The organism is Terriglobus albidus, from assembly GCF_025685425.1.
Classification (GTDB): domain Bacteria; phylum Acidobacteriota; class Terriglobia; order Terriglobales; family Acidobacteriaceae; genus Terriglobus; species Terriglobus albidus.
Genome location: NZ_JAGTAS010000056.1, coordinates 193,019 through 208,831, shown reverse-complemented (window position 1 = coordinate 208,831; position 15,813 = coordinate 193,019). Strand labels below are relative to the sequence as shown.

Here is a 15,813-nt window from a genome sequence, read left to right as displayed (position 1 = left end):
GAAACAAACATTTGAATATAAGTCCCGCGTCTGCGGCCCCAGGGGTGGATCACCCTCCATTCGTCTAAAATGTGTTGCCGCCTCTTTATGGTTCTCGCTCCTTGTGCCTGCGAGCCTTGCTCAAATTGCTGCCAGCGCCGCCTCCGCAGAGCAACCCGCACAGGATGCAACGCGCGGCCGTGGCTTCGTATACGGTACCGTTCGCGATCCGCTCGGTGCTGTCGTGCCGGGCGCCCTGGTCGAGCTTCTCGCGGGCTCTTCGGCGGTCGCTACCGGCGTTACTGATGCGCAGGGCCACTACAGAGTTCGAGTTCCTTCAAATGGACGATTCCAGCTGCGCTCGTCGGCTCCCACATTCAACGCTGCAACAACAGCTGCGATGTTTTTCAGCGCCGACGCCGCAACGATGACAGACCTCATCGTTGCTACCCCCACGGACACGCAGCAGGTCTCCATTACAGCGTCCGGCACGCCAACGCCCATCGCTCAGGTCGCCGCATCGGTGACCATCCTCGACAGAGACTGGTTCAAATACACACGCGACATCCAGGAGCCCTTGCGCTATCTCCCCGGCGCGCAGATCACGCAAACGGGGCAAGCAGGTGGGACCAGCGGACTCTACATCCGCGGTGGAAACACGAACGCCAACAAGGTTCTGATCGATGGGATCCCGGCCAATGATCTAGGTGGCTCCGTTGAATTCGCGAACATCGCCAGCACCGGCATCAATCGCGTTGAGGTGCTTCGCGAACCGAACAGCGCGCTTTACGGATCGGAAGCGCTTGCCGGTGTCGTCTCTCTCACAACACGTCGTGGATCTACCCCGCTTCCCCAGCTCGAATATTCCATCGACGGTGGAAACTTCAACACCTGGCGCCAGGAGTCCGTACTCTCCGGCGCCGCGCACCGCGTCGACTATCTCTCGAGCTTTGCGCGCTTCGATACAGATAACAGCCTTGCCTCAAGCGCGTTTCACAATGTAACTTTTGCCGAGAATCTTGGCTACCAACCAAACTCCGCTACGGACATTCGCTTCACGCTCCGCCACGTCTCCGCCGGAGGAGGCAAACCGAACGCGCTTGCACTCTATGGTCTTCCAGACTCAGCATATTCGGCGGAGCACGATCTCTTTGTCGCTGGCACACTCGAAAACCGAACGACGGAACACTGGCACAATCTAGTTCGCTATGGCGGACTTCGCCTGAACTACCTGTATAACAAGTCATACCCAGCAGGTAATCCAGTGAAGAACGCGAGTGGTGTAATCACCAGCTATATCGGAAACCCTGTAACAATCCGCGGCGCGAACGGCTATGTCGTCTCGGGTCAGGCAACGCTCAACTTTCCGGGAACATATCCGAGCATCACAAATAATCTCAGCCAGCGCGATTTTGTCTATGCACAATCGGACTATCGTCTGGATTCGATCTTCGGCCGACCTGTGCATACCCTGCTATTTGGCGGATTCAAATATGAGAGCGAACGCGGAACAAGTGCCTCGACCGGTAGTCCTACCGGGGCGGCCGACCGTAACAACTACTCAACGATGCTGGAAATGCAGGGCGACTTCGCAAGCCGCCTCTTCTACACCGTCGGGACCGGACTCGAGAACAATGCGGTCTACGGCTTCGCGGCGACTCCCCGCGCCTCGGCGGCATATTACCTCGTGCGGCCCACCCACCAGGGACTGCTCGGCGGAACTAAACTGCATACCAGCTTCTCCAAGGGCATCAAGGGACCGAGCATCTATATCCAGAATCACTCTCTGTATGGACTGCTTGCCATCAGCAACCCCGCTCTCATCTCGCAGTATGGTATCTCCCAGGCAGGACCCGAACAGTCACGCAGTTATGACGGTGGGGTCGACCAGGAGTTTGGAAACGGACACGCAAGGCTCGGCCTGACCTACTTTCACAACGAATACAATGGCGGTCTTGAGTTCGTCTCCCAGGCAAATCTTGTAGCCAACGGATTTTCAGGCGCGTCAAACCAAGCCTTCTCTGGCGGCGCATACGTCAACAGTCTCGCCTATCGCGCACAGGGACTCGAAGTCGAGCTCGAGATGAAACTCAGCAAGTCCCTCTTTGCCCGTGGAGGTTACACGTTGCTCGACGCGAAGGTCCAGAATTCTTTCGCATCGTCGGCTCTCAAGCCTACGATTAACCCGCTCTTTCCAGGTATTTTGATAGGCAGCTCTGGCCCCCTCAAGAATAATCGTCCGTTCCGCCGCGCGAGAAACTCAGGGTACTTCGGTCTGCAGTACACCCGTTCGCGTTGGAACGCCCAACTAAGCGGAACCCTCGTTGGACTCAGAGACGACAGCGACTTTCTCTCGGGCACGATGCTGCTGCCCAACCAAAACCTCGGGGGTGCATACCAACGGCTCGAGTTGACTGGCGAGTACAGAGTCTCCCACCACATGACCGCCTATGCAGAGGTACAGAACCTTCTCAATGAACACTACTCTGAGGCGTTTGGATATCGTGCGCTCCCGTTCAACTTTCGTTCTGGACTGCGCATCACGCTTGGAGGCGAATCCTGGAAGCTAAGGTAGACAAGGGGGGAGCGCCCGTTCCCGGCATCGTAAAGCCAGGACAGGAGCGAACGGCTCAGAAAATACCTGGGCTGTTCGCCTCAATGAGTAATCTCGGCTACTTCGGGATTGTCTGCCTGCTTCTCTTTATATTGCTTATATCCTTACTTACCTCCGCATCCATCGGCGCCGTTCACATCCCAACACACGATTTACTTCATGCGGCATTGCGGGACCGGGCACTGACGGAGACACAAAGTACCATCCTCCTGAGCATCCGGCTTCCGCGCGTCCTTGCTTCGGCAATTGTCGGCGCCGCTCTCGCAGCCTCAGGGCTGATGTTCCAGGGGCTGTTTCGCAATCCCATGGCGGACCCATATATCATCGGCGCATCCGGAGGCGCTGCCGTCGGAGCGTGCGTCGGCATTATTTTTCTTTCACAACTCACCTTCTTCGGATTCAGCTCCACCGCTCTCCTGGCGTTCGTCGGCGCAGTACTCACCATGACCGTGGTCTACTCTCTGGCGCGAGTGCGCGGTCGCACCAACGGCGTGACGCTGCTGCTGGCGGGCTTCGCCGTCGGCACGATGCTGAGCAACTCGACCTACCTGCTGCAGCTGCTTGATCCCAACTCATCATCGGGCACCAGAATTGTTGCCGCATGGCTTCACGGCACCATCAGCGTCCCGGGATGGAGACAGCTTGCAATCACCTTTGTGCTGTTCTTTCTCGCACTCATTGCCTGCTATCCCCTGATGCGACGGCTCAATACGCTGGCGCTTGGAGATGAATATGCGCAGCAGCTGGGAGTGCGAGTCGAGGCCACTCGAATCGCCATCATCATCACCGGCTCATGGCTGACAGCACTTGCTGTATCACTGGGAGGACTGATCAGCTTTGCCGGGCTCATTATCCCTCATGTCATCCGGCTTCTTCTCGGCCCCGACAATGTGCGCCTGCTGCCTGTAACGGTCATCAGCGGCGCCATCTTTCTGGTGATCGCCGATACTCTTGCCCGCTCGATCGTCGCGCCATCCGAGCTGCCGGTCGGCATACTGATGGTCTTCCTGGGAGGTCCCTTCTTTCTTTACCTTCTACGGAAGAGGAAAAAGGAGTACGCACTGTGACCCCATTGCTTCGTTTTGAGAACGCGAGCTTCCGATACTCCGGACGACAGGTCCTCGAGAACATCTCCTTTTCTGTGAGAAGCGGGACGTGTACTGCCCTGATCGGTGCTAACGGAGTCGGCAAGACGACACTGCTGCGGCTTGGTTCAGGTGCGCTTACTGCAACGTCAGGTGCGGTACTTGTGAACGGAAAGAAAATCAATGGGCTGTCCCACCGCAATCGATCCCGCCTCGTCGCTCTCGTGCCGCAGGAACTTGATGTGCCATTCGACTTCACCGTCGAACAAATTGTCGCTCAAGGTAGGACTCCATATCTGGGCATGCTTCGGGGGCTACTTCCTGAGGACCGCGCCGCCGTCGAACGCGCACTCGAATGGACAGACACGGCTACGCTGAGAAAGCGGATCTTCAACGAGCTGAGTGGTGGTGAACGCCAACGCGTCAAGATTGCCCTGGGACTCGCTCAGGACCCGCAACTCCTGCTGCTCGACGAGCCGACACAGAATCTCGATATAGGCCGTCAGGTTGAGCTGATGGAACTGCTCCGGCGCCTCCGCGGGGAGGGCCTTGCAGTCCTCGCGTCGATACATGATCTGCACCTGATCCGGTGGAACTTCTCGGAGGTGCATCTTCTCGGTCCCGGAACATCGTTCGTAAGCGGGCCGCCCGACGCCATTCTTACTACGGAAAATCTGCAGAAGGCTTTCAACTATGTCTCTCGACGCCACCAGCTACCATTTCATCCATCCGATCTAGTGGAAACCTTATGACCTTCGAAACACCCCTCCTCCAGGAGCTCGCACGAACGATTGAACCGCCAAGTGAGCAGTGGCGGCAGAAGGCGCTGGCGCATCTGGACACACTCACGAAGCCTCTCGGCAGTCTCGGCCGCCTGGAAGGTCTCGTCGCACAGGTTCTCGCAATTCGCAGGCAGGAGATTGCCTTGCCGGTTAAGAAGGCTGTCTTCGTCTTCGCGGCCGATCATGGAATTACCGCCGAAGGAGTCAGTGCCTACCCGAGGGAAGTCACCCACCAGATGGTCCTGAACTTCCTGCATCATGGCGCCGCAGTCAACGTCCTGGCCGCACTTCACAACGTCGAGCTCTGTGTCGCCGACATTGGAGTCGATGCAGATTTCGAGGACATTCCAGGGCTCTTGCACCATAAAGTGCGTCGAGGCACCCGCAACATGCTTCATGAAGCGGCCATGACACCGCAGGAGACCGAAGAAGCGATCTCAATCGGCGTGCAGCTCGCTTCTGATGCAGCCTCCGCAGGAGTAGCAATGATTGCCATTGGGGAGATGGGAATCGGTAACACGACCTCGGCAAGCGCAATTACCTGTGCTTTGACTAACGCGCCACCGGAAGAGGCCACTGGCCACGGGACGGGGATCTCCACCAATGGCCATCTTCATAAAGTGTCGGTTGTTTGTGCAATCCTGGAAAAGCATTTTGTCGGTAAGACAAAATGCTCGCCCCTTAACATCCTGGCCAGTGTGGGTGGTCTTGAGATCGCCGCAATGGTTGGAATGATTCTGGGCGCAGCACGGGCGCGACTCATCATTGTCATCGATGGCTTCATCTCTACCGCCGCGGCGGCGCTGGCCGTGTCGCTGGCTCCATCGGTCGCGGGTTACCTTATAGCCGGCCATCAATCGCAAGAACCCGGTCACCGCCTCCTGCTTGACCGTCTGCAGCTGACGCCCGTCCTGTCGCTCAATATGCGTCTCGGCGAGGGTACCGGCGCGGTGCTTGCGATGCCGCTCATAGAATCCGCGATTGCGCTCTACACACGGATGGCAACATTCGCATCCGCCGGCGTAAGTGGTGCCTCATGAGCGCAGCGACTCTGCCTCGGCGGACCGTCTCCGAGTTCCTTGCAGCCTTACAGTTCCTGACGCGCCTGCCCGTACCCGCGTGGCCCTACGAAGCCGAAGCGCTTGCACGATCTGTCAAATTCTTCCCCATCATCGGGCTCATCGTCGGGGCGTGCGGCGCGCTTCTGCATCATTTCATCGCTCCACATCTTCCTCGAATTGTAGCCGCGCTCATTACAGTCGTTTTTCTTGTGTGCCTTACCGGAGGTCTGCATGAGGACGGGCTCGCCGACGTCGCCGACGCATTTGGCGGCGGTACTAGCCGGGAAAAGATCCTCCTCATACTCCGCGACAGCCGTATTGGAAGTTACGGAGGCATGGCGCTCATTGTGAGCCTCGTTGGCCGTATGCTCCTGATTACCGCGCTGCAACCGCAGAATGTTTCCGGCTATCTCATTGCGGCGGGTGTACTGTGCCGGTGGACACCACTTCCGCTAAGTTACTTCCTTCCGGCAGCTCGCAACGAGGGAGCGCACCCCGCCGACGGCCAGGGTGCGCGTATCGCTAGCCGTACAACGATTGCTTCACTGATCGCAGGAAGTGTAGTCAGTTCTGCTATTCCTATCGTGCTGCTAAGAGGGCGCGCAATCGCCCCGCTACTGGCAAGCATTGCTATTACATGGCTTACCGCCATTTATTACAAGCGGCGCATCGGAGGTGTTACCGGTGACTGTTTCGGCGCCACAATTCAGATTACTGAGATTGGCGTTTATCTCTGTGGAGCGTGGATTCTATGAGCCATCTTGTATTCGTCCGTCACGCCGAAACCGACATGGCAGGCAAGTTCTGCGGACATTCGGATCCTTCCATCAATGAAGCAGGCCGGAAACAGGTCTTGGACCTCATATCGCATCTCGGCGACAAACAGAAGTTCGATGCCATCTACAGCAGCGATCTGAGACGAGCCCTGGACACAGCGACGCCCATCGCAGCGGCCTTCCACCTGCCACTTCATAAAGACTCCACTCTGCGGGAGATTTATTTCGGTGATTGGGAGGGGCTGACGTGGAAAGAGATTGAAGAGCGCGATCCGGACTACGCCCACAAGTGGCTTAAGTGCTTCCCTTCTATGCCATCACCCAATGGCGAATTGTTTGCCGCCTTCGAAGACCGAGTCATGCAAGCCGTTAGATGCCTACGGGATGGAGAGCCAGACAGGAAAGCCGTGGTCGTCACGCATGCGGGTATAATGCGTCTCGTGCTCTGCGGACTTCTGGGCTGCGGGCAGCAAGAAGCATACGAAATCACCAGGGAATACTGCTGCTCATTTGAACTTGGAGATGCTGCAACAACCCGTGAGGTAGTGCGATGACCACGAAACGCGTGCACATTCGCGAACTCGCCGGCTGGGATCTGGATGACTACCAATATCGACCGCTTATCAATGGCGACAAGCTTCTACGAGCCCGGGCATTCCTGCAGCATCGACCCGCTTTCACACAGCTCGATCCCGTGTGTGCGTCAGAATCGCATCAGTTGAAGGATCTTCTTGAGCCACATGCCTCCCGCTCCGATCTCCTCGAGGAAATGTCCGGACTCTCATGGACCTTGGGCATTGTGGACCTGAGATCGCTCATCGCGTTTCAACGCAGGTTATATTTCCCACAAGAAATCTCTCATCCTCTTCCTCCCGCCGCGGGTGACTGGCCGGCTCTTATCGAGCATTCATTCGGAACAGTAAAGCCGCCGGAGTTTGACAAGACACATGATCCATCGAGGAACACCCTGGTACTGCGTTCCGACAACCCAAACACCCATATTCGGATGACGAATGACGCGACATTTCCGATCACTGTTCACACCGGGAGTCCTTTTTTCGAGGTCGCCAGCTATGCAGGCCGTTGGTTCCTGCGCGACGGTTATCACCGGGCCTATTCTCTTCTCAAGGCAGACATCCACCACGTGCCCGCAGTCATCATTAATGCCGAGACAATCGAACAGGTTGGCGCCAATCAGCCATGGTTCTTCCCGGAAAAGATCCTCTTCTCCCAGGCTCCTCCACTCGTGACGGACTTTCTTGAAGATGACCTCGTCAACGAATACGATCGTCCTCGACTGATCAGAACGCTGCGTTTAACCATTGAAGACACTCTGGTTCCAGAGTCAAAAGCAGGAGAATAAACATGAGCATCGCAACCAAACGTGGTGACGGAGGAGAGACTGGCCTGGCCGGTGGTATTCGCGTCTCTAAGGCAGACCTTCGTGTTGAGGCCTACGGCACGGTCGACGAACTGAACTGCGCTCTCGGATTCGCTCGCAGCATCTGTCAACAGAAGGAGATCGCAGACTGGACCGAAGCGATTCAGCGCACGCTCTTCCGGGTAGGCTCCGCACTCGCGACACCACCGGAGAGCAAAAAGCAACCACCTGTGATCAGCCAGGAAGACGTCGATATGCTCACTGGTCTCGTACATCAGATCGAAGCTACGGAAGGTATTCTTTCTGATTGGTCACTACCCGGGGCTCACACTCAATCTGCAGCCTACGAGGTCGCCCGAACCGTCTGCCGTCGAGCCGAACGTGCTGCCGTCCGATTCGTCGAAAACGGTGGAATCGTTCAACCGACCATCCTGCCGTACCTCAACCGGCTATCGGATGTTATCTGGCTCTTCGGCCGGAGGATCGAAGTGTTGGCTGGTGTCGAGTCGCGGCTCCGTCCCGAGTCAAAAGGCGGTCCCAGATGGTCGAGAGCCTGGTGATGTCGGCAGATCAACCTTTCAGCGATGCCGATCGTCTGGCTATCTATCGAGCTATCGCCCTGCGCAGAGACGTCCGGCGTGGATTCACCAGCCGTCCCCTACCCGACGAGATACTCAAGAGGCTGCTCTCCGCGGCTCACAATGCGCCTTCGGTTGGATTGATGCAGCCGTCGCGCTTCATTGTGATCCGAAATGACACCACTCGCCGGGCCGTTTACGACATTTTCAAGGATGCAAACGCGCAGGCACGAGAACTCTATGAGGGTGACAGGAAGGAGCAATACGATTCCCTGAAGCTTGAGGGCATTCTCGAAGCTCCACAGAATATCTGCGTTGTCTGCGACACACATAGCCAACGGGGTCACGGCCTCGGCCGTCTCAGCATGCCCGAGACCGCTGCTTACTCGACGGTTTGCGCGATACAGAACCTGTGGCTTGCGGCGCGTGCTGAAGGCATAGGAGTTGGCTGGGTTAGTATCCTTGATCCCGCACGCCTGCGGGCGGTACTCCGCATCCCCGAACACATTCTTCCAGTCGCCTATCTCTGCGTTGGCTACGTTGAGGAATTCGGAACTGAGCCTGACCTGCAGCGCGCTGGATGGGAGAAGCGCGTTCCCCTGGAGACCACGGTCTTCTACGATTTCTATCATGCAGAGAGTCGGCCATGACAGCACGTTCCATTATGCTGCTGGGAACCAGCTCGCATGTCGGCAAGTCACTGCTCACCGCGGCGCTTTGCCGCATCTTTGCCCAGGAAGGCTATCGTGTAGCGCCCTTCAAGTCACAGAACATGTCTCTCAACTCTGCGGTGACACACGAGGGACTCGAGATAGGCCGCGCCCAGGCGCTCCAGGCTGAGGCCGCTTGCATCCTGCCATCCGTCCACATGAATCCCATCCTGCTCAAGCCAAGCGGCAGTATGACCTCGCAGATTGTTGTCCATGGCAAGATATGGGGCAATCTCTCTGCTGCTGACTATCACCTGCGAAGGGTCAGCGAACTGTTTCCGCTTGTGTGCGAGAGCTATCAGACACTCGCCTCGCAGAACGATGTCATCGTCCTCGAGGGAGCGGGATCCCCCGCCGAGATCAATCTCAAGTCTCAGGACATCGTTAACATGCGCATGGCCGAGTTCGCAGATGCGTCATGCATCCTGATTGGAGACATCGATCGCGGCGGCGTCTTTGCATCGCTCCTCGGCACCGTTGAACTGCTCGAGTTCCATGAACGCGCTCGAATCGCCGGATTTATCATCAATAGATTTCGTGGCGATGTGAAACTACTGGAGCCCGGTATTCGCATGATTGAGGATCGCCTTGGCAAGCCCTGCATCGGTGTCGTGCCATATATCCCCGGGCTCTCGCTTGACGAGGAAGATAGCCTGGGGCTTCCCGATCTTGATTCCCAGCCGAACCTATCGTGGCAACCATCCAACGATCCGTCGAGGCGTTTGAGAATCGCCGTGATAGCTTTACCATCTTTTTCAAACTTCACTGACTTCGACGCGCTGAACGCAGAACCTTGTGTATCTCTGCAGTTCTGCAGAACGCCCGATCAACTCGGCGGTGCCGACGTTATCATCATTCCCGGCAGCAAACAGACTGCCGACGATCTCCTTTGGATGCGCTCCCAGAATATCGACACTGCCATATTGAGCTACGCCGATACATGCTTGATTGTCGGAATATGCGGCGGCATGCAGATCCTTGGCACAGAAATAGCTGACCCTCTCAAGATGGAGAGCGCATCCACCATCAACGGTCTCGGGCTGCTCGCCATACGCACGAGTATGCAGCCTAACAAAATGACCCGTATTAGTTATGGTCATTTACTCACGCCTTCTCTCTTCGGGCAGCCCGTCACTTCAACAAGTGTGAGTGGCTATGAGATTCACATCGGCGAGACTGAGTATCTCGATGGAGCGGCTCCATTTGCGCGCCTGGCTAACGAACGCGGCGACAACCCTTTTCTCGATGGCTGCATAACGGACAGAGGCAATGTATTTGGAACTTATCTCCATGGCATCTTCGACGCAGATGATTTCCGTCATTCATTTCTCGCAGCGGCTCGAAAGTTTTGTCATCTTTCTGCTCCGCAAAAGCTCGAAAACTGGAAGCAGCGACGAGAGCAATCTCTCAACCGCCTCGCAGCTACCGTGCGAGACTCAATTGATTTGACGAAGATCTTTGATCTTACCGGTCTCGCATATCGTGAAGAGCTGCATAAAAAGGAGCAGCATTGAACCGTGCGACTCTCCTCATCTCGACGTATCTGGCTGACCAACTCGCAGGAGACCCTGAGTGGTTTCCCCATCCGGTCAGGCTGATCGGTTCCGCGATCTCACGTGGAGAGGCAGCCCTGCGCTGTCGAGATCAGTCAGCTCGTTCCGAGCTGATCAACGGTGCGGTGCTCACCATCGCGATCGTTGGATCGACCTATTGGCTTACCGCGGCCCTCCCTCGCATAGTCCGTCGGCGCTCCGCACGACTAGGAGAAGTTGTGGAGTTGCTTCTGGGCTGGACCTGTCTCGCAGCGCGCAACCTCGAGCAGGAGGCGAGAGCAGTCACGCAGGCTCTCGATGCAAATAATCTCCCCCTTGCACGTAAGCGGCTGTCAAGGATTGTAGGCCGTGACACCGAGCATCTGAACCCCGAGGAGATCAGCCGCGCCGTCATTGAAACGGTTGCAGAGAGCGCATCCGATGGCATTATGGCGCCGCTCTTTTATATGGCTCTTGGTGGTGTACCGCTCGCCATGGCCTACAAGTCCATCAATACGCTCGATTCCATGATCGGTCATGCCGATGATCGCTACTTCTACTTTGGTAAATTCGCGGCCCGTTGCGATGACGCAGCGAACTTTCTCCCATCAAGACTTTGCGCTCTTAGCATTATTGGAGCCGCGCAACTTGTAAAGGGTGCGGAAGCATCGTCCGCATGGGACACATGGCGGCGCGACAACACAAAGCACAAGAGTCCCAATGCAGGCCAACCGGAAAGCGCGATGGCGGGAGCGCTGCATGTCGCTCTCGGCGGCGATAACACCTATGCAGGGGAACTGATTCGGGGGCAACGGATCGGTGACGAGTTTGCTGCCCCCGATTCAAGAAAAGTAGTCCAGGCCATCCGCATCGTATCGGTCGCAACCGTCATTGGTCTTGGCCTTGGCCTATTCATCACGGCCCTTCGAAAGCCCAGGAGACGCGATTAATGCATAGTTCAGGGCACTATCCACAACATGGTGGTCAGCTCCAATCAATCTCGAACAGGTTCGGCATTCCCGTATCCTGCCTTCTCGATTTCAGCGCCAACATTAATCCGGATGGCCCTCCTGCATCTGTCCTGTCCGCCTTGCGAGCAAGCCTCGAAGAGATCGAAACAATCACCGCTTATCCAGACCTCGACTCGACGAATCTCAAAGAGGCCATCGCAAACTACTCAGAGGTTTTACCTGGCAACATCATCGTCGCGAATGGTTTTGTACCACTTCTCGAAGCCGCCCTACGTGCGTTCTCGATACGCCGCTGCCTGCTTGTCGTGCCTGCGTTCGTGGAATACAGGAGGACGCTCGAACGTCTGGGAGTCGAGATTGAGATAGAGGTTGCATCTGCAGAAAGATCTTTTGAATACGACGTAAACAGGATGCTTGACCGGGGGTGCGATGCCATTCTGCTGGCGAATCCGCAAAACCCTTCGGGCATCTGCCAGCACCCGTCATTTTTCGAAAGGCTCGTTGAAGAAGCCTCTAAAAGAAACATTTATATCCTGCTCGACGAGGCGTTCATCGACTACGTACCTGAACTCTCCCTCACAGCAAAAGCGCAACGATCAGCGAACCTCATCGTCTTCCGTTCGGTGACGAAGTTCCATGGCATTCCGGGGCTGCGCGTCGCTTATGCAGTTGCACATCCATCGCTGGCGACGTCGATAAGCGAAGCCCTCCCGCCCTGGCCAATCACGACGCTCGCTTCGCGAGCAGTCATCGCAGCTCTCGACGACCACCCTTATGCATTACGCACTCGATCAAACAATCTCGAACGAAGGAGAACGCTTGAGCGAAACCTGAGACGACTGTCGCTTCCTATTTATCCCGCAGCGGCAAACTTCCTTCTCTTTCGTATCCCACCCGAGATTGATGCCTTTGCCTTTTGGCAGCTCATGATTACGGAACACCGGGTGGTGCTACGGTCCTGCGCCGACTATGAAGGTTTATCTGAAGGGCATTTCCGTGTCGCGATCAAAACGCCCACGGAAAATAACCAGCTAACAGTTGCAATCGAAAAATCCTTATCTGAGCTGAATCACAGCTCCTCTTGATCGGCGAATCGAAAATTCGCTACGGTGGTGCTGGATACCGCTCTGAGCCGCGAGTTCCGCTGCACTCCATCAGCCCGAGCTCTCGCGAGATGCGATGAGGCGCGAGGCGACGGACTCCGAAACGGCCAGCACCCTGCCCTACAAACTCAAATCGATCACCTGGAGAGCGTAACCTATACCGCTGAAATTTCCGGGGAGAGCTTCCAGTAGGTTGCGTATCTCTCGTGCGCGATCTTGTAGTAAGGCTTAAGACGGACCTTCGTATCAGATCCACTCGCGGGGATGTCGAAGTGGAGCGCCTCTCCAGCAGGCTTTGCTTGTCTCACAAGATCGTGCGGGTCCCCTGATAAGGTTGGTGGCGTGAAAGGCATATTGAGGACACTGCCGTAGAGCCTCTCATTAACATTCAGATCACTGCCCGTGGAGATACCCTCGCGGCCCAGCGCTCCTGCCAGGAGAACAGGGCCGTACACAAAAGCAACTATCCGCTCCTCACCGGGTAGCGCGACTGCTCGCAGGTGCATTGGAAGATCGACCTCTACCACGTCCCCGTTGTGCCACTCGCGGTCCAGCTCCATATAGGAGCTTGCGTCTTTTGACGTGAGAACCGTCTTGCCGTTGATCTTGACCGTGACGCTCTTACACCAGTAAGGATGCCGTATTTTCATCTTGAAATGAATCGGTGCGTCTGTCTTCCACTGCAGCTTAGTGCTGGCTTGCTCGGGAAATTGCGCCGTCTGTGCAAGCGATACTCCTGGCCGCAGGCGAACCGTGGAAGGGATGAAGAGGTTGATGTATACCGCATCCGCACTCTTGAAGTATATGGACTCATTGTACTTCGCATGATTCTCCATGCCTGAACCTGTGCAGCACCAGAACGAATCAACGGGAGTGCAATAGAGCTTCATATATCCCGGACGGTTCCCCTGGAAGTAGGTCACCATTCCTGTGTCCGGGTCTTGCGATGCAAGGATGTTGTTGTAGAGAGCACGCTCGTAGAAGTCCGCATAAGCCGCGGAGGGATTATCTTCAAACAACATCTTCGTCAGCTTGAGCATGTTGTATTCACAGCAGGTCTCGGAGGCTTTCGCTGAGAAAACATGCTCACTGAACTGTGCCGGCGGAAAGAAGTGCTCGTTGTCGCCGTGGTTTCCGTTCACGAAGGAACGCGTGTTCACAACCGTCTTCCAGAAGAATTCGGATGCGACTTGATAGTCCTTCTGCCCTGTCTCCTGGTAGAGCCTGCGGAAGCCGATGATCTTCGGGATTTGTGTATTGGCATGGAGACCGTCGAGATAGTCACGCTTCATGGCGAGAGGGATGAGGATGCTCTGGTGGCAGAAGCGGTTCGCAAGTGAGAGATACCGCTCGTCACCGGTCATAGCGTAGGCGTCGGCAAGCACCTCGTTCATGCCCCCGTGCTCACTTTCGAGCATCTTTTGAAACTGCGCGTCAGTGAGCGGAGAGGTCGCGGTGAGGGCCCAGTCGCAGAATCGGACCAGCACTTCCCTTGCCGTGGGGTTGTTCGTATAGAGGCAGGCATCGCGCAGACCGGCGTAGATCTTATGAAGGGTGTACCAGGGAACCCCGGTGTACTTCCCTTCACTTAGGACGGTTTCCATCAGGGAGTTGCCTTCAGGGAACGCTGTGATCAGACCGGATTTACTGGCAGTCTGGCAGTCGCGTAACTCGGAGACGATGTAATCCGTCCGCTGCTTGAAACGAGCATCTTGCGTAGCGCCATACATCAGCGCACAGCCGGAGAGGTAATGACCCAGCGTATGGCCCTGGCAGTGGATGTCGGCCCACGTTGAATTCGATTCCCAGCCGCCATACACCTCTGCCTTCGGCGGCAAACCAGCATTCACGCGGAAGGTATGGAGCATGCGATCTGGTTCAAGTGACAATAGATATTGCTGGCAACGAAGCCGTGCCTGAAAGAATGGCCCGGGCATTAGCTCCACATCGTTCAGCGCGAATGGTGTCACCTGCCGGGCCACAGGCGACGGGGCAGGATTGAGCAATGGAACCTGCGTCGCCGCTGCTTGCGTGGCGAACACGTTGGGAGTCGTGGCCGTGAACCCGAGGCCACCGATTCCCTGAAGCATCTTTCGTCGTGAGAGCTTTGATTGCATCATTTCGCTTCTATCGGTTGGTTGCTCAGATCAGCATACGCCATAGAGCACTTACGGCGGAAAACGTCCCCCTCACTGGTTAGGAGGGGGCGACTCTTTCAGAATCTCCTCAATCTGCTGTCTGGCGACGGGCAAATGGTCTTCGTTTTGTTTCAGCCACGCGCGATAGTCCTGCTCGATCTCGGGCGTCCATCGGGTATCGATCTGACCCGCAGTGTATTTCTTTTCATTCAGACGTTGATGTCCGAACGTGTCCCGCAAGCGTGTACGTTCTGAATCCTTTACGACTCTCTCCGCCAACTGCGGGGGAATGAATAGAACCCCACCATTGCGGCCGAGAACCACATCACCTGGCATGGCAAGCGCATGGCCAATACGCACCGGACCGTTGATGCTGACCATGGTGGAGTTGAGGCGAGCGCCCGTAGCGAGGCTTCCGAAGTGATGAGACGGATCATACGAACGGACAAACGAGTCAAAGTTAGGGAGCTCGTTCAGCCCATTGATATCGCGAACGGCGCCGTCGTAGACGATCCCGTTTCCAGAGCGCGCATAGATGGCATTGCCGACGTTATCGCCGATTGACGGCCCGTCCACTTTCAATCCAAAGTGATCGGCAACATAGACGTCTCGCGGTTGAAGCATATCGACAGGCCAGGCGTTCATGGCGCCCTTGCGCTTGCCCTTCTGGTCTTCTTCGATCACCTTCTGGATGTCTGGCCGACCGGGCATCCACATGGCAGTCAAAGCTCTTCCTACCAGCACTCGGTCGGGGTGAATGACAAACCAACCGTCCTCATACTCGTGATTGAAGTTGGCCGAGCGAAGCGTAGCCCAGGCCTCTTCCAGAGTCACGTTCTTCATACGGTCCAGGATGCCGTCGGGCACCTTGGGACGTCCGTCAGGAAAGCGCTCCCCTTTCCATTCCGGCGTGTACTTGATGACCTCTTCCGGAGTGAAGAAGCCTTCCTGTGCTTTAACGGCAGGCCCTGCCGCGATTAGAACGCAAAACACCAGAGATGCGCCGCTTATCATTTTTTTTATTGCACACATGCGATTCATTACTCCTTGGGCTAGAGCATTTTTCCTGTAGGTGTAGCATAGGGATTCTGCATTTATGGGCG

General features: G+C 56.3%; 14 protein-coding genes. 12 read left to right on the top strand and 2 right to left on the bottom strand.

The window, feature by feature from the left end; all coding sequences use genetic code 11:
- The first annotated feature begins 103 nt into the window (after positions 1 to 103).
- The 12 genes from OHL21_RS15465 to OHL21_RS15410 all read left to right on the top strand — a co-directional run bounded on the left by OHL21_RS15465 (position 104) and on the right by OHL21_RS15410 (position 12,554).
- Positions 104 to 2,554, top strand: a complete 2,451-nt coding sequence (locus OHL21_RS15465; RefSeq protein WP_263418181.1) for a TonB-dependent receptor — start codon at positions 104 to 106, stop codon at positions 2,552 to 2,554.
- Positions 2,555 to 2,637: 83 nt separating this feature from the next.
- A complete protein-coding gene (locus tag OHL21_RS15460; protein ID WP_263418180.1) occupies positions 2,638 to 3,660 on the top strand; it encodes a FecCD family ABC transporter permease in 1,023 nt (340 codons plus the stop codon).
- The gene (locus OHL21_RS15455; protein WP_263418179.1) at positions 3,657 to 4,430 is read left to right on the top strand and encodes an ABC transporter ATP-binding protein; all 774 of its coding nucleotides are present in this window, start codon (positions 3,657 to 3,659) and stop codon (positions 4,428 to 4,430) included. The genes OHL21_RS15460 and OHL21_RS15455 overlap by 4 nt, the downstream gene beginning before the upstream one ends.
- The gene (gene cobT / locus OHL21_RS15450) at positions 4,427 to 5,500 is read left to right on the top strand and encodes a nicotinate-nucleotide--dimethylbenzimidazole phosphoribosyltransferase (protein WP_263418178.1); all 1,074 of its coding nucleotides are present in this window, start codon (positions 4,427 to 4,429) and stop codon (positions 5,498 to 5,500) included. The genes OHL21_RS15455 and cobT overlap by 4 nt, the downstream gene beginning before the upstream one ends.
- Positions 5,497 to 6,276: an adenosylcobinamide-GDP ribazoletransferase gene (cobS, locus tag OHL21_RS15445; RefSeq protein WP_263418177.1), complete on the top strand. Its 780-nt coding sequence runs from the start codon at positions 5,497 to 5,499 to the stop codon at positions 6,274 to 6,276. Before cobT ends, cobS begins: the two co-directional genes overlap by 4 nt.
- Entirely contained in the window at positions 6,273 to 6,851 is a 579-nt protein-coding gene (locus tag OHL21_RS15440) for a histidine phosphatase family protein (RefSeq protein ID WP_263418176.1), read from the top strand. Before cobS ends, OHL21_RS15440 begins: the two co-directional genes overlap by 4 nt.
- Positions 6,848 to 7,660 carry a hypothetical protein gene (locus OHL21_RS15435; RefSeq protein WP_263418175.1) on the top strand — a complete coding sequence of 271 codons (813 nt, stop codon included), beginning with the start codon at positions 6,848 to 6,850 and terminating at the stop codon, positions 7,658 to 7,660. Before OHL21_RS15440 ends, OHL21_RS15435 begins: the two co-directional genes overlap by 4 nt.
- Positions 7,661 to 7,662: 2 nt before the next feature.
- Positions 7,663 to 8,238, top strand: coding sequence for a cob(I)yrinic acid a,c-diamide adenosyltransferase (locus OHL21_RS15430; protein ID WP_263418174.1), 576 nt, complete (start codon positions 7,663 to 7,665; stop codon positions 8,236 to 8,238).
- The gene (gene bluB, locus OHL21_RS15425; RefSeq protein ID WP_263418173.1) at positions 8,220 to 8,906 is read left to right on the top strand and encodes a 5,6-dimethylbenzimidazole synthase; all 687 of its coding nucleotides are present in this window, start codon (positions 8,220 to 8,222) and stop codon (positions 8,904 to 8,906) included. Before OHL21_RS15430 ends, bluB begins: the two co-directional genes overlap by 19 nt.
- Entirely contained in the window at positions 8,903 to 10,480 is a 1,578-nt protein-coding gene (locus tag OHL21_RS15420) for a cobyric acid synthase (RefSeq protein ID WP_263418172.1), read from the top strand. The genes bluB and OHL21_RS15420 overlap by 4 nt, the downstream gene beginning before the upstream one ends.
- Entirely contained in the window at positions 10,477 to 11,448 is a 972-nt protein-coding gene (gene cbiB, locus OHL21_RS15415; protein ID WP_263418171.1) for an adenosylcobinamide-phosphate synthase CbiB, read from the top strand. The genes OHL21_RS15420 and cbiB overlap by 4 nt, the downstream gene beginning before the upstream one ends.
- Positions 11,448 to 12,554, top strand: a complete 1,107-nt coding sequence (locus OHL21_RS15410) for a pyridoxal phosphate-dependent aminotransferase (RefSeq protein ID WP_263418170.1) — start codon at positions 11,448 to 11,450, stop codon at positions 12,552 to 12,554. Before cbiB ends, OHL21_RS15410 begins: the two co-directional genes overlap by 1 nt.
- Before the next feature lie 173 nt (positions 12,555 to 12,727).
- Here the strand turns inward: OHL21_RS15410 and OHL21_RS15405 are convergent, their stop codons facing one another.
- Positions 12,728 to 14,692: a glycoside hydrolase family 127 protein gene (locus OHL21_RS15405; RefSeq protein WP_263418169.1), complete on the bottom strand. Its 1,965-nt coding sequence runs from the start codon at positions 14,690 to 14,692 to the stop codon at positions 12,728 to 12,730.
- Between the two features lie 69 nt (positions 14,693 to 14,761).
- Positions 14,762 to 15,703 (bottom strand): RraA family protein, encoded by a 942-nt coding sequence (locus OHL21_RS15400; protein ID WP_263418168.1) that lies wholly within the window; start codon positions 15,701 to 15,703, stop codon positions 14,762 to 14,764.
- Positions 15,704 to 15,813 lie beyond the last annotated feature (110 nt).